This window comes from Paenibacillus hexagrammi, from assembly GCF_021513275.1.
GTDB lineage: Bacteria > Bacillota > Bacilli > Paenibacillales > NBRC-103111 > Paenibacillus_E > Paenibacillus_E hexagrammi.
The window spans coordinates 356,872-371,863 of the sequence record NZ_CP090978.1 but is presented as its reverse complement, the minus strand read 5'-3'; the positions used below and the strand labels follow the sequence as shown (position 1 = coordinate 371,863).

General features: G+C 51.1%; 9 protein-coding genes and 1 pseudogene. 1 reads left to right on the top strand and 9 read right to left on the bottom strand.

Features of this window, described 5'->3' with window-relative positions:
* Positions 1–200 precede the first annotated feature (200 nt).
* The 5 genes and pseudogenes from L0M14_RS01700 to L0M14_RS01685 all read right to left on the bottom strand — a co-directional run bounded on the left by L0M14_RS01700 (position 201) and on the right by L0M14_RS01685 (position 4,319).
* Entirely contained in the window at positions 201–983 is a 783-nt protein-coding gene (locus L0M14_RS01700) for a hypothetical protein (RefSeq protein WP_235120373.1), read from the bottom strand.
* A 302-nt stretch (positions 984–1,285) separates the two neighbouring features.
* The gene (locus tag L0M14_RS31780; protein ID WP_350340488.1) at positions 1,286–1,429 is read right to left on the bottom strand and encodes a helix-turn-helix transcriptional regulator; all 144 of its coding nucleotides are present in this window, start codon (positions 1,427–1,429) and stop codon (positions 1,286–1,288) included.
* 293 nt (positions 1,430–1,722) lie between these two features.
* Positions 1,723–2,001 (bottom strand): annotated as a pseudogene (locus L0M14_RS31775) (LytR/AlgR family response regulator transcription factor); the annotation flags it as partial.
* A 3-nt stretch (positions 2,002–2,004) separates the two neighbouring features.
* On the bottom strand, positions 2,005–3,237 hold the full coding sequence (locus L0M14_RS01690; RefSeq protein ID WP_235120371.1) for a sensor histidine kinase: 1,233 nt from the start codon (positions 3,235–3,237) through the stop codon (positions 2,005–2,007).
* Positions 3,238–3,422: 185 nt separating this feature from the next.
* A complete protein-coding gene (locus L0M14_RS01685; RefSeq protein ID WP_235120370.1) occupies positions 3,423–4,319 on the bottom strand; it encodes a LysR family transcriptional regulator in 897 nt (298 codons plus the stop codon).
* Positions 4,320–4,433: 114 nt separating this feature from the next.
* Between L0M14_RS01685 and L0M14_RS01680 the strand changes: the two genes are divergently transcribed.
* Entirely contained in the window at positions 4,434–5,174 is a 741-nt protein-coding gene (locus tag L0M14_RS01680) for an MBL fold metallo-hydrolase (RefSeq protein ID WP_235120369.1), read from the top strand.
* Here the strand turns inward: L0M14_RS01680 and L0M14_RS01675 are convergent.
* From L0M14_RS01675 to L0M14_RS01660, 4 genes are all read right to left on the bottom strand, one after another.
* A complete protein-coding gene (locus tag L0M14_RS01675) occupies positions 5,136–5,540 on the bottom strand; it encodes a DoxX family protein (RefSeq protein WP_235120368.1) in 405 nt (134 codons plus the stop codon). The two genes, L0M14_RS01680 and L0M14_RS01675, sit on opposite strands and share 39 nt — an antisense overlap.
* A gap of 167 nt (positions 5,541–5,707) precedes the next feature.
* Positions 5,708–6,370 (bottom strand): response regulator, encoded by a 663-nt coding sequence (locus L0M14_RS01670; RefSeq protein ID WP_235122777.1) that lies wholly within the window; start codon positions 6,368–6,370, stop codon positions 5,708–5,710.
* 5 nt (positions 6,371–6,375) lie between these two features.
* Positions 6,376–7,254, bottom strand: coding sequence for a sensor histidine kinase (locus L0M14_RS01665; protein WP_235120367.1), 879 nt, complete (start codon positions 7,252–7,254; stop codon positions 6,376–6,378).
* Positions 7,255–7,724: 470 nt separating this feature from the next.
* Entirely contained in the window at positions 7,725–14,879 is a 7,155-nt protein-coding gene (locus tag L0M14_RS01660; RefSeq protein WP_235120366.1) for an S-layer homology domain-containing protein, read from the bottom strand.
* Positions 14,880–14,992 lie beyond the last annotated feature (113 nt).

Here is a 14,992-nt window from a genome sequence, read left to right as displayed (position 1 = left end):
TGAGTTATTGGATGGAGTATGCGATTCGAAGTAGCCTATGCTGCTGTCTCCGCCGGCTAACCACATCCCGTTCCCGTAGCTTATCCAATTGAATGGCGACACGAGCCCAGACTGTTCATTTTCAAGAACCCAGTTGGAGCCGTCGATGGAAGAGTAAAGATAACTATCTCCGCCAGCAACCCATTTGTTTCCTCCATACTCTACACTATATAGGTCCCCCCCAATCCATATTGAACCAATGTCCAAGTAATACCGTCAGGTGACGAAATAACGATTCCGCCAGTCCCTACTGCGATGAAAGAATCCCCACTATAGGCGACTGCGTTCAAGCCTGACCAATAATGACCGTCCGGGTCTCTTTCCGTCCACGAACCTGAACTTCCGTCGGCTGAGGTCCAAATGGAGCCGTCGTATCCAACAGCAACGAATTTCCCATCCCCGTAAACGATGCTCATGAGCGTAGTCGTGCCAACTGTCTGTTTTGCCCAGTTGTCCCCCGTCGAGGAGGTGTACACAGCCCCTTGATAACCAACAGCGACGAATTTGCCATTACCATATGCGACCCCGCACAAACCATCCGTTACCTGTGTGCCCGACGGATTCCCAAAACTTGGGGCCGATGTCGCGGATCTCATAATCGTAGAGGCTCCTGTATAATGAGGCTGCCCTACTATTACCCAAATAGTTCCGTTGTAGGCTACGCTCTTCACAGATAGATTCGAAATACTATTGTACTCATTCCAATTTGTTCCGTTTAGCGATACCCAATAACTGCTTTCCCCACCAACAACCCAATATCCCCCTCCGTATTTGGCACTGTACGTTTGTATGCTTGAGTCATTTGTTTGAACATTATCCCAACTTACACTTGCATGTGTCGTAGAGGCCCCACCTAAGAGGCCTGCCGCTACCGCCAGAACCGTCAATAAACCAAGCTTAACTGCATCTCGAAATCGCTCAAACCTTCTAATAATCTCTTCCATGTTTCCTCCCACTCCATACAATAAGTAACCTCCGCTTTCGGCTGAAGGATTGATCACCGATAAGAAATTGCTCAGAGTTGTGGTTGCCCAGCCCCTCCTCTTTCACTGACCTCCTTAACACCACCTGTTGCTATATAGGACTAATAACCCATTTCAATCGCTAATTATAATTCTTTTATCCCAAAAAAGAGTCAAACTAAAGTTGTAATCGGAATTTTTTTGTCATAAAACCTCGAAAAACAAAAAAAAGCCGACCCAGGCCTCTTTAAGGTCCCGGTTGCCGGCTTTACTTTTCCTATCGACTATTTGATGAATCCCAGGTCTCTTGCCCTGGCGATGGCCTGACCCCGCCGCTTTACCCCGAGCTTGCCATAGATGCGGAACACATGGCTTTTGACCGTCGCCTCCGCGATTCCGAAACGGAACGCGATTTCGCTATTGGACAACCCCTAGACAACTCCTGCAAAATTTCGGCTTCCCGCGCTGTCAGCGGTTCAACGGGCGCATCTTCAGCCGGCTTCGGAGCAAGGGCTCGATCGATAGCCGCGCTCCCGCCGGAATCGTTCAATACGCCAAGCTTCGCAAGACCGTCCGCAATCAGTCGCGAAAGCTTCTTGACCTGTTCCGGCTCCATCAAGGAGCCGGCCGCCCCACCCCGGTGTTTTTTCCGGATCTTGTCGAGGGTTTTGGCCAATCGCTGAGGGTCTACGGGCTTCATAATATAATCGAGTGCGCTCATATCGAAAGCCCGAACCGCATAATCGTCATGAGCGGTTACAAACACCACATCGATGGACGGATCCAGATCATGCAGCAGGCTGGATAGCCCCATCCCGTCAATGCCCGGCATCGATATATCCAGAAAAGCGACATGTATCGGATTCGATTTCACATATTCATATGCTTCCAACGAATGATGAAACGTATGGCAGACCTCGATCTCGCCGTTCCCGGACAGGAAATTGTTAAGCAGCTTAACCGACAGTTCTTCATCATCCACGATAATTGCCCGCAGCATGCTTCACCCTCCTGTCTGCTTGACCGGACGTGCGGGAAGCTCGAAAGAAATCTTCGTACCGATTCCCTCCACGCTTTCCACGCGTATACTCTTCCCATAAAGAAGCCGGAAGCGCTGATTGATGTTCCAAAGCCCGATTCCCTTCTTTTTCAGATCAGGGGTAAGAATTTCTTCCCGTTTCCATTCACTCATTCCGCAACCGTTGTCTTCGATTGTAAATTGGATGTAGTCATCCTTTTCCTGCTTGATGGAGATAGTGACGGTTCCTCCCTGCGGTCGGGACATCAAGCCGTGCCGGACGGCGTTTTCCACCAGCGGCTGCAGGATGAGCGGAGGAATCGGGGTGCCCAGATGGGCATCGACGTCATACGCTACACCTAAGCGGTCTCCAAATCGCACCTGCTCGATGTTGATATACGCCTTGACCAATTCCAACTCGTTCTCGATCGTGGTCAGCGAACCCATTTGTTTGAAGTCGAAGCCGCTTCGCAAATATTTGGAGAGATCCAGCGTCAATTCGCCCGCCTTGACGGCTTCGTTATCGAGACACAGCGCGGCAATGGAATTCAAGGCGTTATAAAGGAAGTGAGGCTTGATCTGAGAACGCAAAAAGGCGATTTCCGTCTCCTTCTTTTCCGCTTGCAGCTGCTGATTGTTGCGGATCATATTCACGATCGTCTCATTTAAAGCCGTGAAGAACAAAACAGCCGCCACATCAATGAGGATGTGCAGGAAATGGGTCTGCAGCACGGCGATCAGAGACTGCCCTCTCATGAGCGAGACGGTAATGAGTCCATCGAGACTATTGTAAACAACCAGCAAAAAGACAATTTGCAGCTTCCTTGCCATTTTTGCACCAATAAAAGTCTTTCGAACGATCAGAAAAACCGGGATACTGAGCAAAAGATTCAAAAATGTCGTAGTTAAACCCAAATTGATTCCATAATACAACCGGTACAAAAGGACAACTACAGACAGTACGATCCCTGACCACCATTCGCCATATAAGGTCCCGAGCAGCAGCGGAACGATGCGAATGTCCACACGATAATCGGCGGCGATCGTAACAGGAAAAGACATGCTCAGGAGAATAGCCAACCCGGCCAAGACGGAATGAACGATTTTTTCGTAACGGTTCCCCTCTGCCCTCTCCGCAAAAAAGACGCGATACGTAAAAAGCAGCGTTGCAATCAGTGCTAGCTGCAGCATAAAGTCCTTAAACACGCCCATGCTCATTCGATCGATCACCCTGGGAATATATAAATTTCGACATTATTTTATATAATTCGACTAATCCGCCAAAATTCCTGTTACTAGTTGTCCTTTCTCCCCCCTCGATCCGACATTCATGATGATGCCGTGTCCGAAGCGAGCAAGGTTCAGCTTACAGACGAAGTTGTTCTCAAAATGGCTAATGTTTATCAGGCACTCAGCGATAAATCGGTAAGCTCTTCCTTCAAAAAATGAAACAATTTAGCGCTCGCTGATGATGACGTAAAGGTCGATGTATTACATACTAAACCCATCAGCATATCGATAGATGCACCATCGAGCTTACGGGTTGTTAATCCCGGAGAGATTCCCTCCAGGGCGAGCTCAGGAACTAACGCAATCCCAAATCCCTCTTGTACATAAGGCTTCATCGCCGTCATACTGCCGATTTCCATCGTTTCTACCGCAATATTCCCTGTCTCTCGAAGGGTCATCTCTAGCTTTTTGCGATACGGGCAGCTCTCGGAAGTTACCAACAAAGTCTGCCCATTCAATTGCTCAGGCTGGATCGCGTCATATTGGGCTAGCGGATGGTCTTCAGGCAGTAGGACAACAAATTTCTCTTGAAACAGTGGTTGAAAATAAAGCTCCGAACCTACATTCGGAGATGAACAGATGGCGAGGTCGACCGTGCCTTTCGATAAAGCTGCCAGCAGGACGGGCGTCCCGGCTATCTCTAAGGCCACGCGAATTTTCGGATATTGCCTTGAAAACTTCTGCAGTAGCTTAGGAAATCGATAGCTTGCAGTAGGCTCTGTCAAACCAACTCGGATCGTCCCTACTTCTCCATTTTGCAAATCCGCTATGTTCGTTTGAAGCTGTTCCATACGTTCAATAATCAATAAACTCTGCTCCAAAAATAGCCTTCCCGCTGCTGTTAAGCTGCATTTCTTTCCACGCTCGATTAGCAGAATGCCTAACTCCGATTCGAGCTTCTGGATTTGCATCGTCACGGTTGACTGGGCATAGTTCAGTTCTTCTGCGGCCAGAGCGAAGCTGCCATGCTTGGCAATGGTTTGAAACGATTTTAAGGTTTTAAAATCCATAGTCCCCTCGTTGGAAATTCAGTAATTTTGAATTTTTCATTCAGATACTTCAATTATACAAAAGCATCTTTTCACATTACAATAATATTATTCCAATTACTGGAGGGGATTATTATGAAAGTAACTAAGCTGCCTTGGGCAGGCATTAAAGTTGAAACAGACGATACGACTCTTGTTATTGACCCGCTTTATCATTTCCCTACGAAATTCGGCCAGCCTCACGAGCCTTTCTTTCCACTGAACGAATTCGGAGATGTGGACGCCGTTCTGGTCACTCATCACCATCCCGATCATTTCGACCCAGAGGCCATTGCTCAAGCTTATGGCACAGAAATTCCTGTCTACATGTCATCTGAATCTATGAGATTCATAGGCCCCACTTCTTTGAAACAATTACATGGCGTCACTCTCGGACAACGCCTCCTAGTAGGATCAGCCGAGATCACACCCGCCTTTTCCATGGATGGATTCGGTGATCCTCAAGTTAGCTGGATCGTCAAAGGCAGTGGCCGCCAACTCATTCACTGTGGGGATACGCTATGGCACGGACATTGGTGGAATATCAGAAAAGATTACGGCCCATTCGACATCGCTTGTATGCCGGTAAATGCAGCTATCGTAAATTTCCGGGGTGATCCTCCAAGCGGCCAACCGATTTCACTAAGTCCGGAGCAAGCCGTTTCGGCAGCTCATGTATTAGGAGCGAAAACCTTGATCCCCATCCATTATAAAGCCATTGACTGCCCGCCTATTTACACACAAACTCCGGATTTGTTACATCGGCTTCATGCTAGTGCGCAGGAGCGCGGAGTAACGCTAGCTGTTCTCGATTCCAAGGGATCGATTGTGAGTTAAGCGGCCTTTCTCCATCCTCAGCAGCAAGTAATAAGATAACATCACAAACGCCAAGACTACGACTGATTTGATGCTTCCCATAGGGTTGCCTACAGCCATCTCAGACCAAAATGCGGAAATACAGTCAATCGTCAGGCCGGCATATACCCATTCTTTCAGCCTATAATAGTTAGGAATCAGCAGAATGATGATCGCGATCACTTTTGCTGTTCCAAGCAGAGTCAGAAAGTAGGCTGGGTAACCAAGATGCTGCGTGGTACTTACAAAAGTTTCCGGCGTGCGAGCAAGCTCATTAAAGGCACTGAGTGCGAAGCCTATGAGCGTGCATGCTGTAATGATCCAGTAGGCAATTTTGATTTTCTTCATTGTAGACAGCTCCTTTTATCATGTTTTCTTAACTCCTATGTAAATGATTGTAGATGGAATTAGAAACAGATGAAGCTGTGAAAAGTCATGAATTTACAAACAAAAAGACAGAACACTTGTGCAAGAAAGCATGATAATTTTCATGCTATGTGCCAAAAGTCATGTCTTTACTGGATAAAAGCTTGATGACGGACTGCAAAGAGTGCAGCCTGTGTTCGGTCTCGCAAACCAAGCTTGGCTATGAGGTTCGAAACGTGATTCTTCGCTGTGCCTTCCGTGATGACGAGGGTACCTGCAATCTCTCTGTTATTGAAGCCTTGACCCAATAAAACAAGGATCTCCTTTTCTCGTTCGGTTAGGGCTTCCAGACCAGCAGGATCTTCTGTGCTACGGGGATTCGGTTCCTCCATGTTCCGTTGCGACGTTTTCTTGAACTCGTTCAACAGCATAGCTGTGATATCCGATTGAAGCACTGTCCCTCCGTTATAAACCGTTTGAATCGCACTGACGATGGCCTCGGAAGGCATGTCCTTCAACAAATACCCATGAACGCCTTGTTCCAAAGCACGCATAATTAATTCCGCATCATCGAAGGTAGTCAGAATCAGGATTTTAGTCTCCGGCAGATGCTTTAAGATCAGCTGAGTTCCTTCGATACCATCCATGCCCGGCATACGAATATCCATCAACACCACATCCGGCCGCCATTCCAAAGCTTTAGCGTAAGCATCTCTGCCATCCATTGCCGTGCCAACTACCTCCATGCCCGGTTCAAAACCGATAAGGGCAGCCAGTCCCTCTCTCATGAGACGCTGATCATCTACGATCATAATTTTCAAAGCGGGACACGCTCCCTTTCTACTGCAGAATATGGAAATGCTCCTTCAACAGCAAATCCTTTGTGCCGATCCAGATGAAATCGCACCTCTCCATTCCATTCTTTCGCTCTTTCCTGTAACCCGATTAAGCCAAAACCCGGGTTAAGTTCATCCGGGACATGTCCGTCATTGTGTATGTTTAGGGAAAATCCGCTCTCGGAGTAGGTTAATGACACACTTACATTTTGGGCATTACCGTGCTTGTATGCATTCGTGAGGGATTCCTGAACCATGCGATAAACGGTTAGCTGAAGGTTGTGGGGCAGAGCGACGGGAACTCCTTTTAGTTCCATAGTGGTGTTAACTCCGGTGAATTTGGTAAACTCGGCACTTAACTTTTCGAGGCTGTCATACAGAGCGGTACCCCCCAAGGATTCATCCCGAATAGCCCTGACCGAAAGCCGAATCTCTTGCAGAGAGGATTTGATTAACTCTTCACATTCCAGATAGATTTGCCGACTGCGTGAGGAATCCGCATCACTGAGCTTGCGGGCTAACTGCATTTGAACCAATAAGGCCGTTAATTTATGACCTACCGTATCGTGAATATCCCGTGCAATGCGGATTCTTTCCCTAGCGGCTGCCCATTCTTCAGCATGGAGCGCATACTCCTTCAATTGCTCATGAGACTGCATCAAAAGGGTATACAACTGCAAGGCACTCTCCCGAGCCCGCTGATAATACTGGATCACAGCACTTACGATGCCCGCGAAAATAATAAAGGAGCAGGAAACGAAATAACCGGAGGTATCAAGCTTATGAGATACATACCAATCCAAACTGCCCATCGTTCCGGCATATACGGCTAGCAGCAGAAGACAGGTAAGGAGCAGCATCCGGGTATCCTTGACAAACATTAGAATCGCAAGTGTGGTAATCCCTATGAAAACATGGTTCGGGAAATTTCCACTTAGATAAACGTAGCTATAAGCCGCTGAAATGAGGAAATCGATAAGGAGGACATGAAGAAACCAACTTTGCCGTTTCCTTTTATGGAAATAGATGAAGTGAATCCAAAAGAACATCATCAATGAGATTACAACAATAACCAGATTCCAAAAAATCGTAAAAGAATGCTCAAAATAAAAAGCACTTGTTAAAGCTAAATCAAAGATCAGCTTGATGACGAAAAATGATCGCCATAAAAGGGGATTTTTTTAAGGAACTCAACCGCTTCGAGCATGCACTCCCTCACCTCGTTTCAACCCCATATTAGCACATTTCTTACTAAGCAGCGTGAAAATAATTCCATGTTTAACCAGAAAAAGGAGCCCCGTCGCAAACCTCGACAGGCACTCCTTGCTGCTTAATCTGTTTGTAGTTGACTTACTTCAAACTCCTGCCAAATCCTCAGCAGCATGACGCCGGCTTGAGCACGAGTCGCCGTATGCTGAGGCTGAAGCTCTACAGCGGTCATCCCCTGCATCCATCCTCTTGCCACTGCCTGACTGACAGCAGCCTTGGCCCAATCCGCCACCGAAGCAGCATCAGCGTAACTCTCCAAGACTGCTTGAGAAGCCGCCCTCGATGCAGGCAGTGCCCTCTCCAGCATAACCGCCAGTTCCTCGCGGGTAATCGGTGCATCTGGCCGGAACATGCCATCTGAGCCCTGTACGATTCCCGCTTCAGCAAGCGAGGAAATATACGGGTAATACCAAGCATCTCGGTTCACATCACGAAATTCAGCCTGAGCAGTTGGAGGGGAACGTGTTTCCGGGCTACGCCCCTCAGCCTCGAGAAGACGGGCGATCATTTTGGCAGCCTGAGCGCGGGTCACAGCTTCATCCGGCTTATAACTATCATCGCTAACTCCGTCTACCAGATGCTTGCCGACTAAGGCTTCAATATCCTTACGGCTCCAATGCCCCGCCAAATCGCTGAAGCTGCGGTCATAGAACAGCACTACGTAGCTTCCCCAATCGTTCATTTCAGCTGTTACCGTATGATGATGAACATCAACCAAACCTCCGATATAAACCCATCCAGAAGGTTCGGAAGCATCTAGCCGATACACACCCAATTTTCGCGAGTCCTTTCCATTTAATGACGCCGGGTCGTAAGCAAGGGTCAATCGGATTGAAGATCCCTGCAATCGTGTAGTCGATTGGAACGAAATCGTATCGGAAGCCGCACTGTAGCCCGATGCCGTTGTTTGCGGCTGCAAAGATGATGGTTGTCGCTTTGCTTCGACTTCTGCGCCAGTCAACGCCTGATTCGGCCTCATGCGCCACTTGGCCTTGCCATCGAACCAATCGTAGATCGCTTTACCCACTTCGATCGTTTGAGAGACTTCATCCTGATCAGGCTGCGGATCAGCAGGCGATTGATCGCTCCCTCCAGCGCCTCCAGCACCTCCAACGCTTCCAGTGCTTCCTCCGCCATGCCCGGATGAAGACGAAGAGGTCCGCTCTACCGTAACAGTCACCGCCTCCGATTCATTGCCCCGAATATCCACTGCGCTCAGCTTAACTCGGTACGTGCCGTTAAGAGTTAAAGGCGCAAAGCTGTACTGCCCGATGCCTTTCGCAACGGGCACTGCAGGACCGAACTCGGACTCGCCAGGCTTCTGCAACCTGAGCAGCAGCTTATTGAGGTCGGCATCCGCAGGATCCGTCCACCGAGCAATTAGCCCTTGCCCGTTGTCCGCGATAAGTGCGGAAGCATTCATGGGCGCAGCAGGCGGGGTCCGATCTGCAGCGGGCTGCTCCACGGTCAGAGGTTGACCGGTAACCATTACTCCGCTGGACTCTCTGCCGTCAGGAGCCACGGAAACAAGGCGAAGCTCGTAGCTCGTGCCCGGATGAAGATTGCGTGCGGCCAGCAAGCCCGCTCCCGGTGCTGCCGTCAGCTCTTGCGAGTACGCACTCTGTCCGGATTCACGCCACTGCAGCACATAATGATCAGGGTCAGCTCCGGACTTTTGCTGCCAGGTGATCCCGATAGCGTTCACGGCAGGCAATATCTGAACCTGCTCCGCTGCATCCTCGTAGGCAGGCAAAGTCTCCTTCACCTCAAGGTCTTGACTGAATTCATCTTGCATCGGTATTCCGGCATAGCTTTGTACGAACGGCTCCACTTGAACCCGGTAAGAGACCTCCGCCGTCCAATTCTGCTCGAGCGGTACAAGCCGGAACGTCCGGGCTAGAAGACGGCCTTTCCCATCAGCCTCCGCATGTACCGGCTCTATGCGGATCGGGATTTGCTGGCTGCCGTCACTCGTTTGTACATTAACCGTATCGGCTGTCAGCGACGAAGGCAGCATATACTTGCTGAACGTCAGGAGCAGCGCCGATGCGTCTTGCTCTTGACGTACATCGGTGACCTTCGGTGCCTGACGAGACACCATGCCCACATGGACATCGTAATGCGGAGGCAGCACCTGCAGCTCGGGACTGTAAGCCGTCTCGTAGCCTTCTTTTTCAAACTGTATTTGCCAGGAGCCTTCCGGCACATCCCAGCCATAGCGTCCCTCCCCTTCTGTGGAGAGCGGATTCTGCTGAAGGAACCATGAAGCGTCCCACGCCCGATACACGCCATCTTCCCCGCGCTGAAGCGCTGTTGCTTTTACGCCGGTGAGGCGATTGGAGGGTACAGCTTCATAGACATAACCGCTCGGGTCGTAGATCCAGAACGGATCAGCCCATCGCTTCTTACTGCTGCTGCCGGGAGGAATCCTTCTGTCCGATGGCAGCGGATGCTGAGAAGGGATGCCGCCGTTGTCGTTGTCATCCTTTTCTTTCTTTTTGCAGTCCGCGCTTGCCTGATCGGATGCAAATTCCTTTTGCAGACTATCCAGCTGCTCCTGAAAAAGTGAATTGAGCCTTGCGTTAATAGCCGCCGAAACACCCATGACAGCAACGCCGCCCAAGAAGCCCACTCCACTCGAAGCCAGCCCCATTGCGCTTAGCTGCAAAACGTACTGCGTCGACAGATTTTTTATCAGCCTCTCATTCAGATCATTAAGGCGATCGGCGTAGTACTGCTTATAGTGAGGCGGCAAGCACTCGGAACCTTGCGTCTGATCCATCATAGAATCAAGCGCGTTCATCTTCTGTTGATAGTCATATCCCGCTTTCAAGGCACCCAGTATACCTAAAGGCGAGGCAGCTCCAGGTGTCTTCACATCGAGTTTCATGTTCGCACCCACCCTGATGACCGCTTGAGCGTCCGCCTCTAGTATGCGAACCAGGTCCGATCTTTTCGGAAACAGCGCCACCGCCTGATCGACCGGCATGATGGCACTGACATCGATGACGCCTTTATCTTCATCAAAGCTGTACCGAAGATCGTAGACGGGAGGCGCTCCGACCGGCAATGGCGATGGATGAAAGTCGGATACGTCCTCGGTATAATACTCGACCGTAATCTTATCGTCCGGAAGCTCATCGTTAGCCAAGGTGACCGTCGCTGCTGTATGCCGCCCGTCTGTGGCAGGGGCAGCTAAAGCTGAAGCAGAAGAAGGTTCGGCCTGCTCGACGGTGGCATGATACTTCCTCAAGCCTTCCGGAAGCTTTTCCAATAGCTCTTCCTCACTGAGATTGGCATTTGAATACGGCAAGGGCTTGATGTCATAAGACGTCCAAATCGCATCCAAGCTCGTGTGAGGTGTCGTCTTCAGCCCTTCGAACCGCTGTGAAAGCGGATTGTACGTCAGCGGTATCGTTTCCCCTCCGATGTATAGGTTGACATGCTCCACGCGAGAAGGCTCTTGAAACTGAACTGCAAAGCGGAGAGGAGCTGAGGGATCGATGATGAAGGGAAACCTTGCAATACCGTTCGTCAAATCCACATCCATAACGGTCGGCTGCCCATGCAAGCTCGTAGATAGCTCTAATTTCGTTGGATAGGGTTGTGTAGGATCTAACTGAACCAAAGTCCTGGCAGACTCTTTAGAGGAACCGGAACCATTCTGATCCTGCATGCGGGCTATCGCACGAAGCGAATGAATGCCTTTTTCCGAATGATCCCCGAGTATAATTGGACTGAACCAAGTGCCGTTCGGAGAGGCTGTTGCAGAGCCAATTAGCGAATCTCCGTCCATCACAGCAACCTGACTGCCGGGTGGCGCCAATCCATCCACCATAAACGACGATTTGGATACAACCTCAGGGGCATGCAAGATTACATCATTTAGAAAAATGCTGGTCGTCCCGATTTGCTCGGTGACTGCCTCCGACGAGCCTGCGGCGGTAAACTGAATGCTTAGCTGCGGCTCAATCGAACTCCCACTGCTGGTATCTCCTGTTAGCTTTAACGTGTAGAGCGCGACTCCCTCCTGCCCCGGTGCGATTGCGCCAGGTAAAGCAGCACGATAAAGGCCTGGGCGAACCATTTCCACAGAGGCGGGTTGCCCGCCCACGATCACGCTTTCGGGAATAACAGAAGTTCCTCTTGGCTCTTCAAGAAGAAGCGAGGCACTGGCAGCAGACGCTGTGCCGCCGTTACGGAATTGTCCACGCAGACTCACTTTCCCGTCGTGCACGGCACTAGAAGGGGCAGACAGCAGATTGCCGGTCCTGTTCTGGAACCAACCGCCGGCATCTAATCGCATCGTGCCGAGGTTATGAAGCTCCCCTTCCTTGATCTCAAAGGCCGCAGCAGCCGATAGAGGCTCATTGCCCGAACGGTCGGTATCCGTCTGCAGGCGCAGCTCGTAGTGCCCGGCCCGTTCCAGCGCTATGCGGAAGCTGCCGTTATACAGGGAATACGCCGAAGAGGAACCCACCGTTTTTCCATCCTGATCTTTCTCCGTCAATACGGCAGTCACGTGCTCCAGCTCTCGATCTACAGGAAGCTCGATGATACCGGTAACGAGGCTTCTTTCGACTAGGTGTACCGTAGTTTCGCCTTCATTTTCTTGATTCAGCGCCGCTTCGGAACAACCTTCAATCCGGCCGTCCGTGACACAGATGCTGACCTTGTCAGAAGTAATCCCCGTGAGATGCATGGTCCCGTCGGTTTCGTACCCATTAACAAGCGTACCGTCCGCATTCATCGTGCGAATCGTATACTGACGGGAATATAACGGAATCTCCCGCTCAGGCTCGCCGAATCGATGCTCCACCAAATGAACCTTCACACTTCCTGTCTCTTCCGGCCGAACGCTTACGTCCAATCGGTTCGTCTGTGACGGCTGAACGAAAGCAGCGACAGTCCCTGATGTAAGACGCGGCCCGTCTCCAACCCGCTTCACCGTAAGCAGCGCACTTCCTTCCGGCAGTGTAAGCGTGTAAACTCCCTGCTCATTGACCGCTGCCGAACTGGTTCTGCCTGCGGATACCGCTTGAACAGTCAGACCGCTGACCGGATTGCCACGCGGGTCTGTTACGGTTCCCATGAGGGTACCGTAGCGGATGACCGCTGTTCTGCGAACCATCAATCCCTGCCCCAGGGTAACCACCTCCGGCTCCATCGGTGCATACGGCTGCGGCAGCTGGAATGTAAGCATCGCTTCATCTCCCACCTGACCTGCACGAAGATGTGCGACCCCTTCATCATCGGTGTATCCCGCTGTTAACGTCTTGCCGCCGTTCGGGTCAGCTAGTGATACAGCAGCAGAGGCAATCGCTTCACCCTGTTCATTGACAAGCTTCACCGTCAGGTCGGCGGGTACAACGACGTTGACAGCTCTAGCTGTCTTAAGTCCCGACTGAACGGTAATTCCGATGCTTTCAGCCAGTAGCTTGCCGTCCTGCGCAAGCAGCGTCGCCCGGTAATCATCCGCAGCAGGCAAAGCCGCTTCCAAATCAGTCTCCCCTGTATAGCTAATTGTTGCGCCAGTTTGCAGGCTTGGGCTCCAAATAACGAGCCGGGAGCCTGCGATGTACGACGCATCCGCCGTGACCAGCGTAAACGTGCCCCCACCGGTTACATGAACCGGAAGCCTCTCTGCGTCGCGTATGGCGGTCTGCCCTTCGCTATCCTTCATTTCCACGTGAACGGAGACGATCTGTTCGATCCCCTCTGTCAGAGGGAACGCCGCTTCATAGGTGCCGGACTTTCCTGCCAACTCAGGAAGCGGCAGCAAGGCCTCCTTATCCTCCGTCCCGCTGCCATTCGGCTTCCAGGCTTTATACCGAATTGTTGCGGCTACCGTATTCGAGGCGGTACCTTCTGCTCGGATCAGAAAATCGCTTCCCAGCTGCGCTTGCCCGCGTACCAGACTCGCAGCCTGCCAGCCTGCCCGGTCCAAGACAGGACCCGACGGGCTATCTGAGCTGCAGCCCTTCGGACAATCAGTCATGGCCTCTATATAGGGGTTGCCGAATTCGTCCCGCACACCGAAGTACTCGCTGATATAAACGATACGCCCGCCTGTTTCACTCATACCGATCTTGTCTGTATAGGTGGCGGGATGGCCCAGCTTCACCTGCTCGGACGTTTGCATATTCGTCCAAATGGCTCCGTGATTATTCAAATAAACCCCGTAGGGCGCTTGGAAATCCTCGTACTGATAAACGATACGCTGACCATCCTTGCTAGTAACCGGATCGCTGTACAAGATATGCTCGCTATCTCCGGCTGCCAGCAGCGAAGACGTGCCCATTGTCGCATCATACCTGTAAATGCTCCCCTGTCTTGCATAAGCTGTATACCTGCCGTCAGCGGATACGCTGTAATCCGTGACGTTCTGGGCGATGAATACCGGATCCTCATCGCCGAGCTTCTGCAGATATAGTGCAGTCGAACCGACATCCCAAGGCTCTGTTCGGTACACGACAGCATCCGTTCCGGCGATACAAAGGGAGGATAATCTTTTCCCGTCAAAAACCCGCTGGACGCGAAGGAAACTCTCTTCTTCCTTAGTCAAATCCGCAACGTAGATGTCAGTGCCTTCATCCGTATCATCTTTGGTAAGCGCAGCATCTGTTAAAAATGCCAGCTTATCCCCGCTTGGCGATATGCTGGGCGCATGTACGCCCGCTGCTGCGCTGGGGGCAATGGATCTCATACTGCCATCTGATCGGTCTACCACAAAGATGCGGCTTATTTGATCAGTATCGTGGGCGCCGAATGCCAGATAACGGCCGTCTCTGCTCAAGGACAGGTTCCCTATATCCGAAAGCTGCAGAGTCTGAGGCTGATATGCCGTAGTGAGCTTATTCGTTTTCAAATCCCTGACATAGAGAACCCCATTCTCCCCGTCACCGACACCAGGCAGCAGATTAGTTGCCTTGGACACGAAGGCCGCTGTGTTTCCGTCACCGCTGAGTGCCACACTCTCCGTGAGTCCGTTCCCCGCAATGCCCCCGTCCGTTCTGCTCAGCACCTGCTCTCCGGCCGTTGGCGTTCCTGCATAAATCACAAGCGGAGATGAGCTTGCGCCGGTTGCATCCACAGCCTTTACTTCATAAGCAGCTGCCGTCCTTGAAGGCAAACCTTGATCCCTGTATCCGAGACTGTCCGTTGAGCCGACATACGTGCCTTCCCGATATACCGCATAGGTAACTGTTCCGGTCAAACCACTCCAGGACAAGTCGATTTCATCGGCAGCAGTAGACAGCTAAGATCCATCGGTAGGGGCATCGGGGTTGATGAGTTGCGCCATCGGCAATGCGATTGGCACTTGCACGG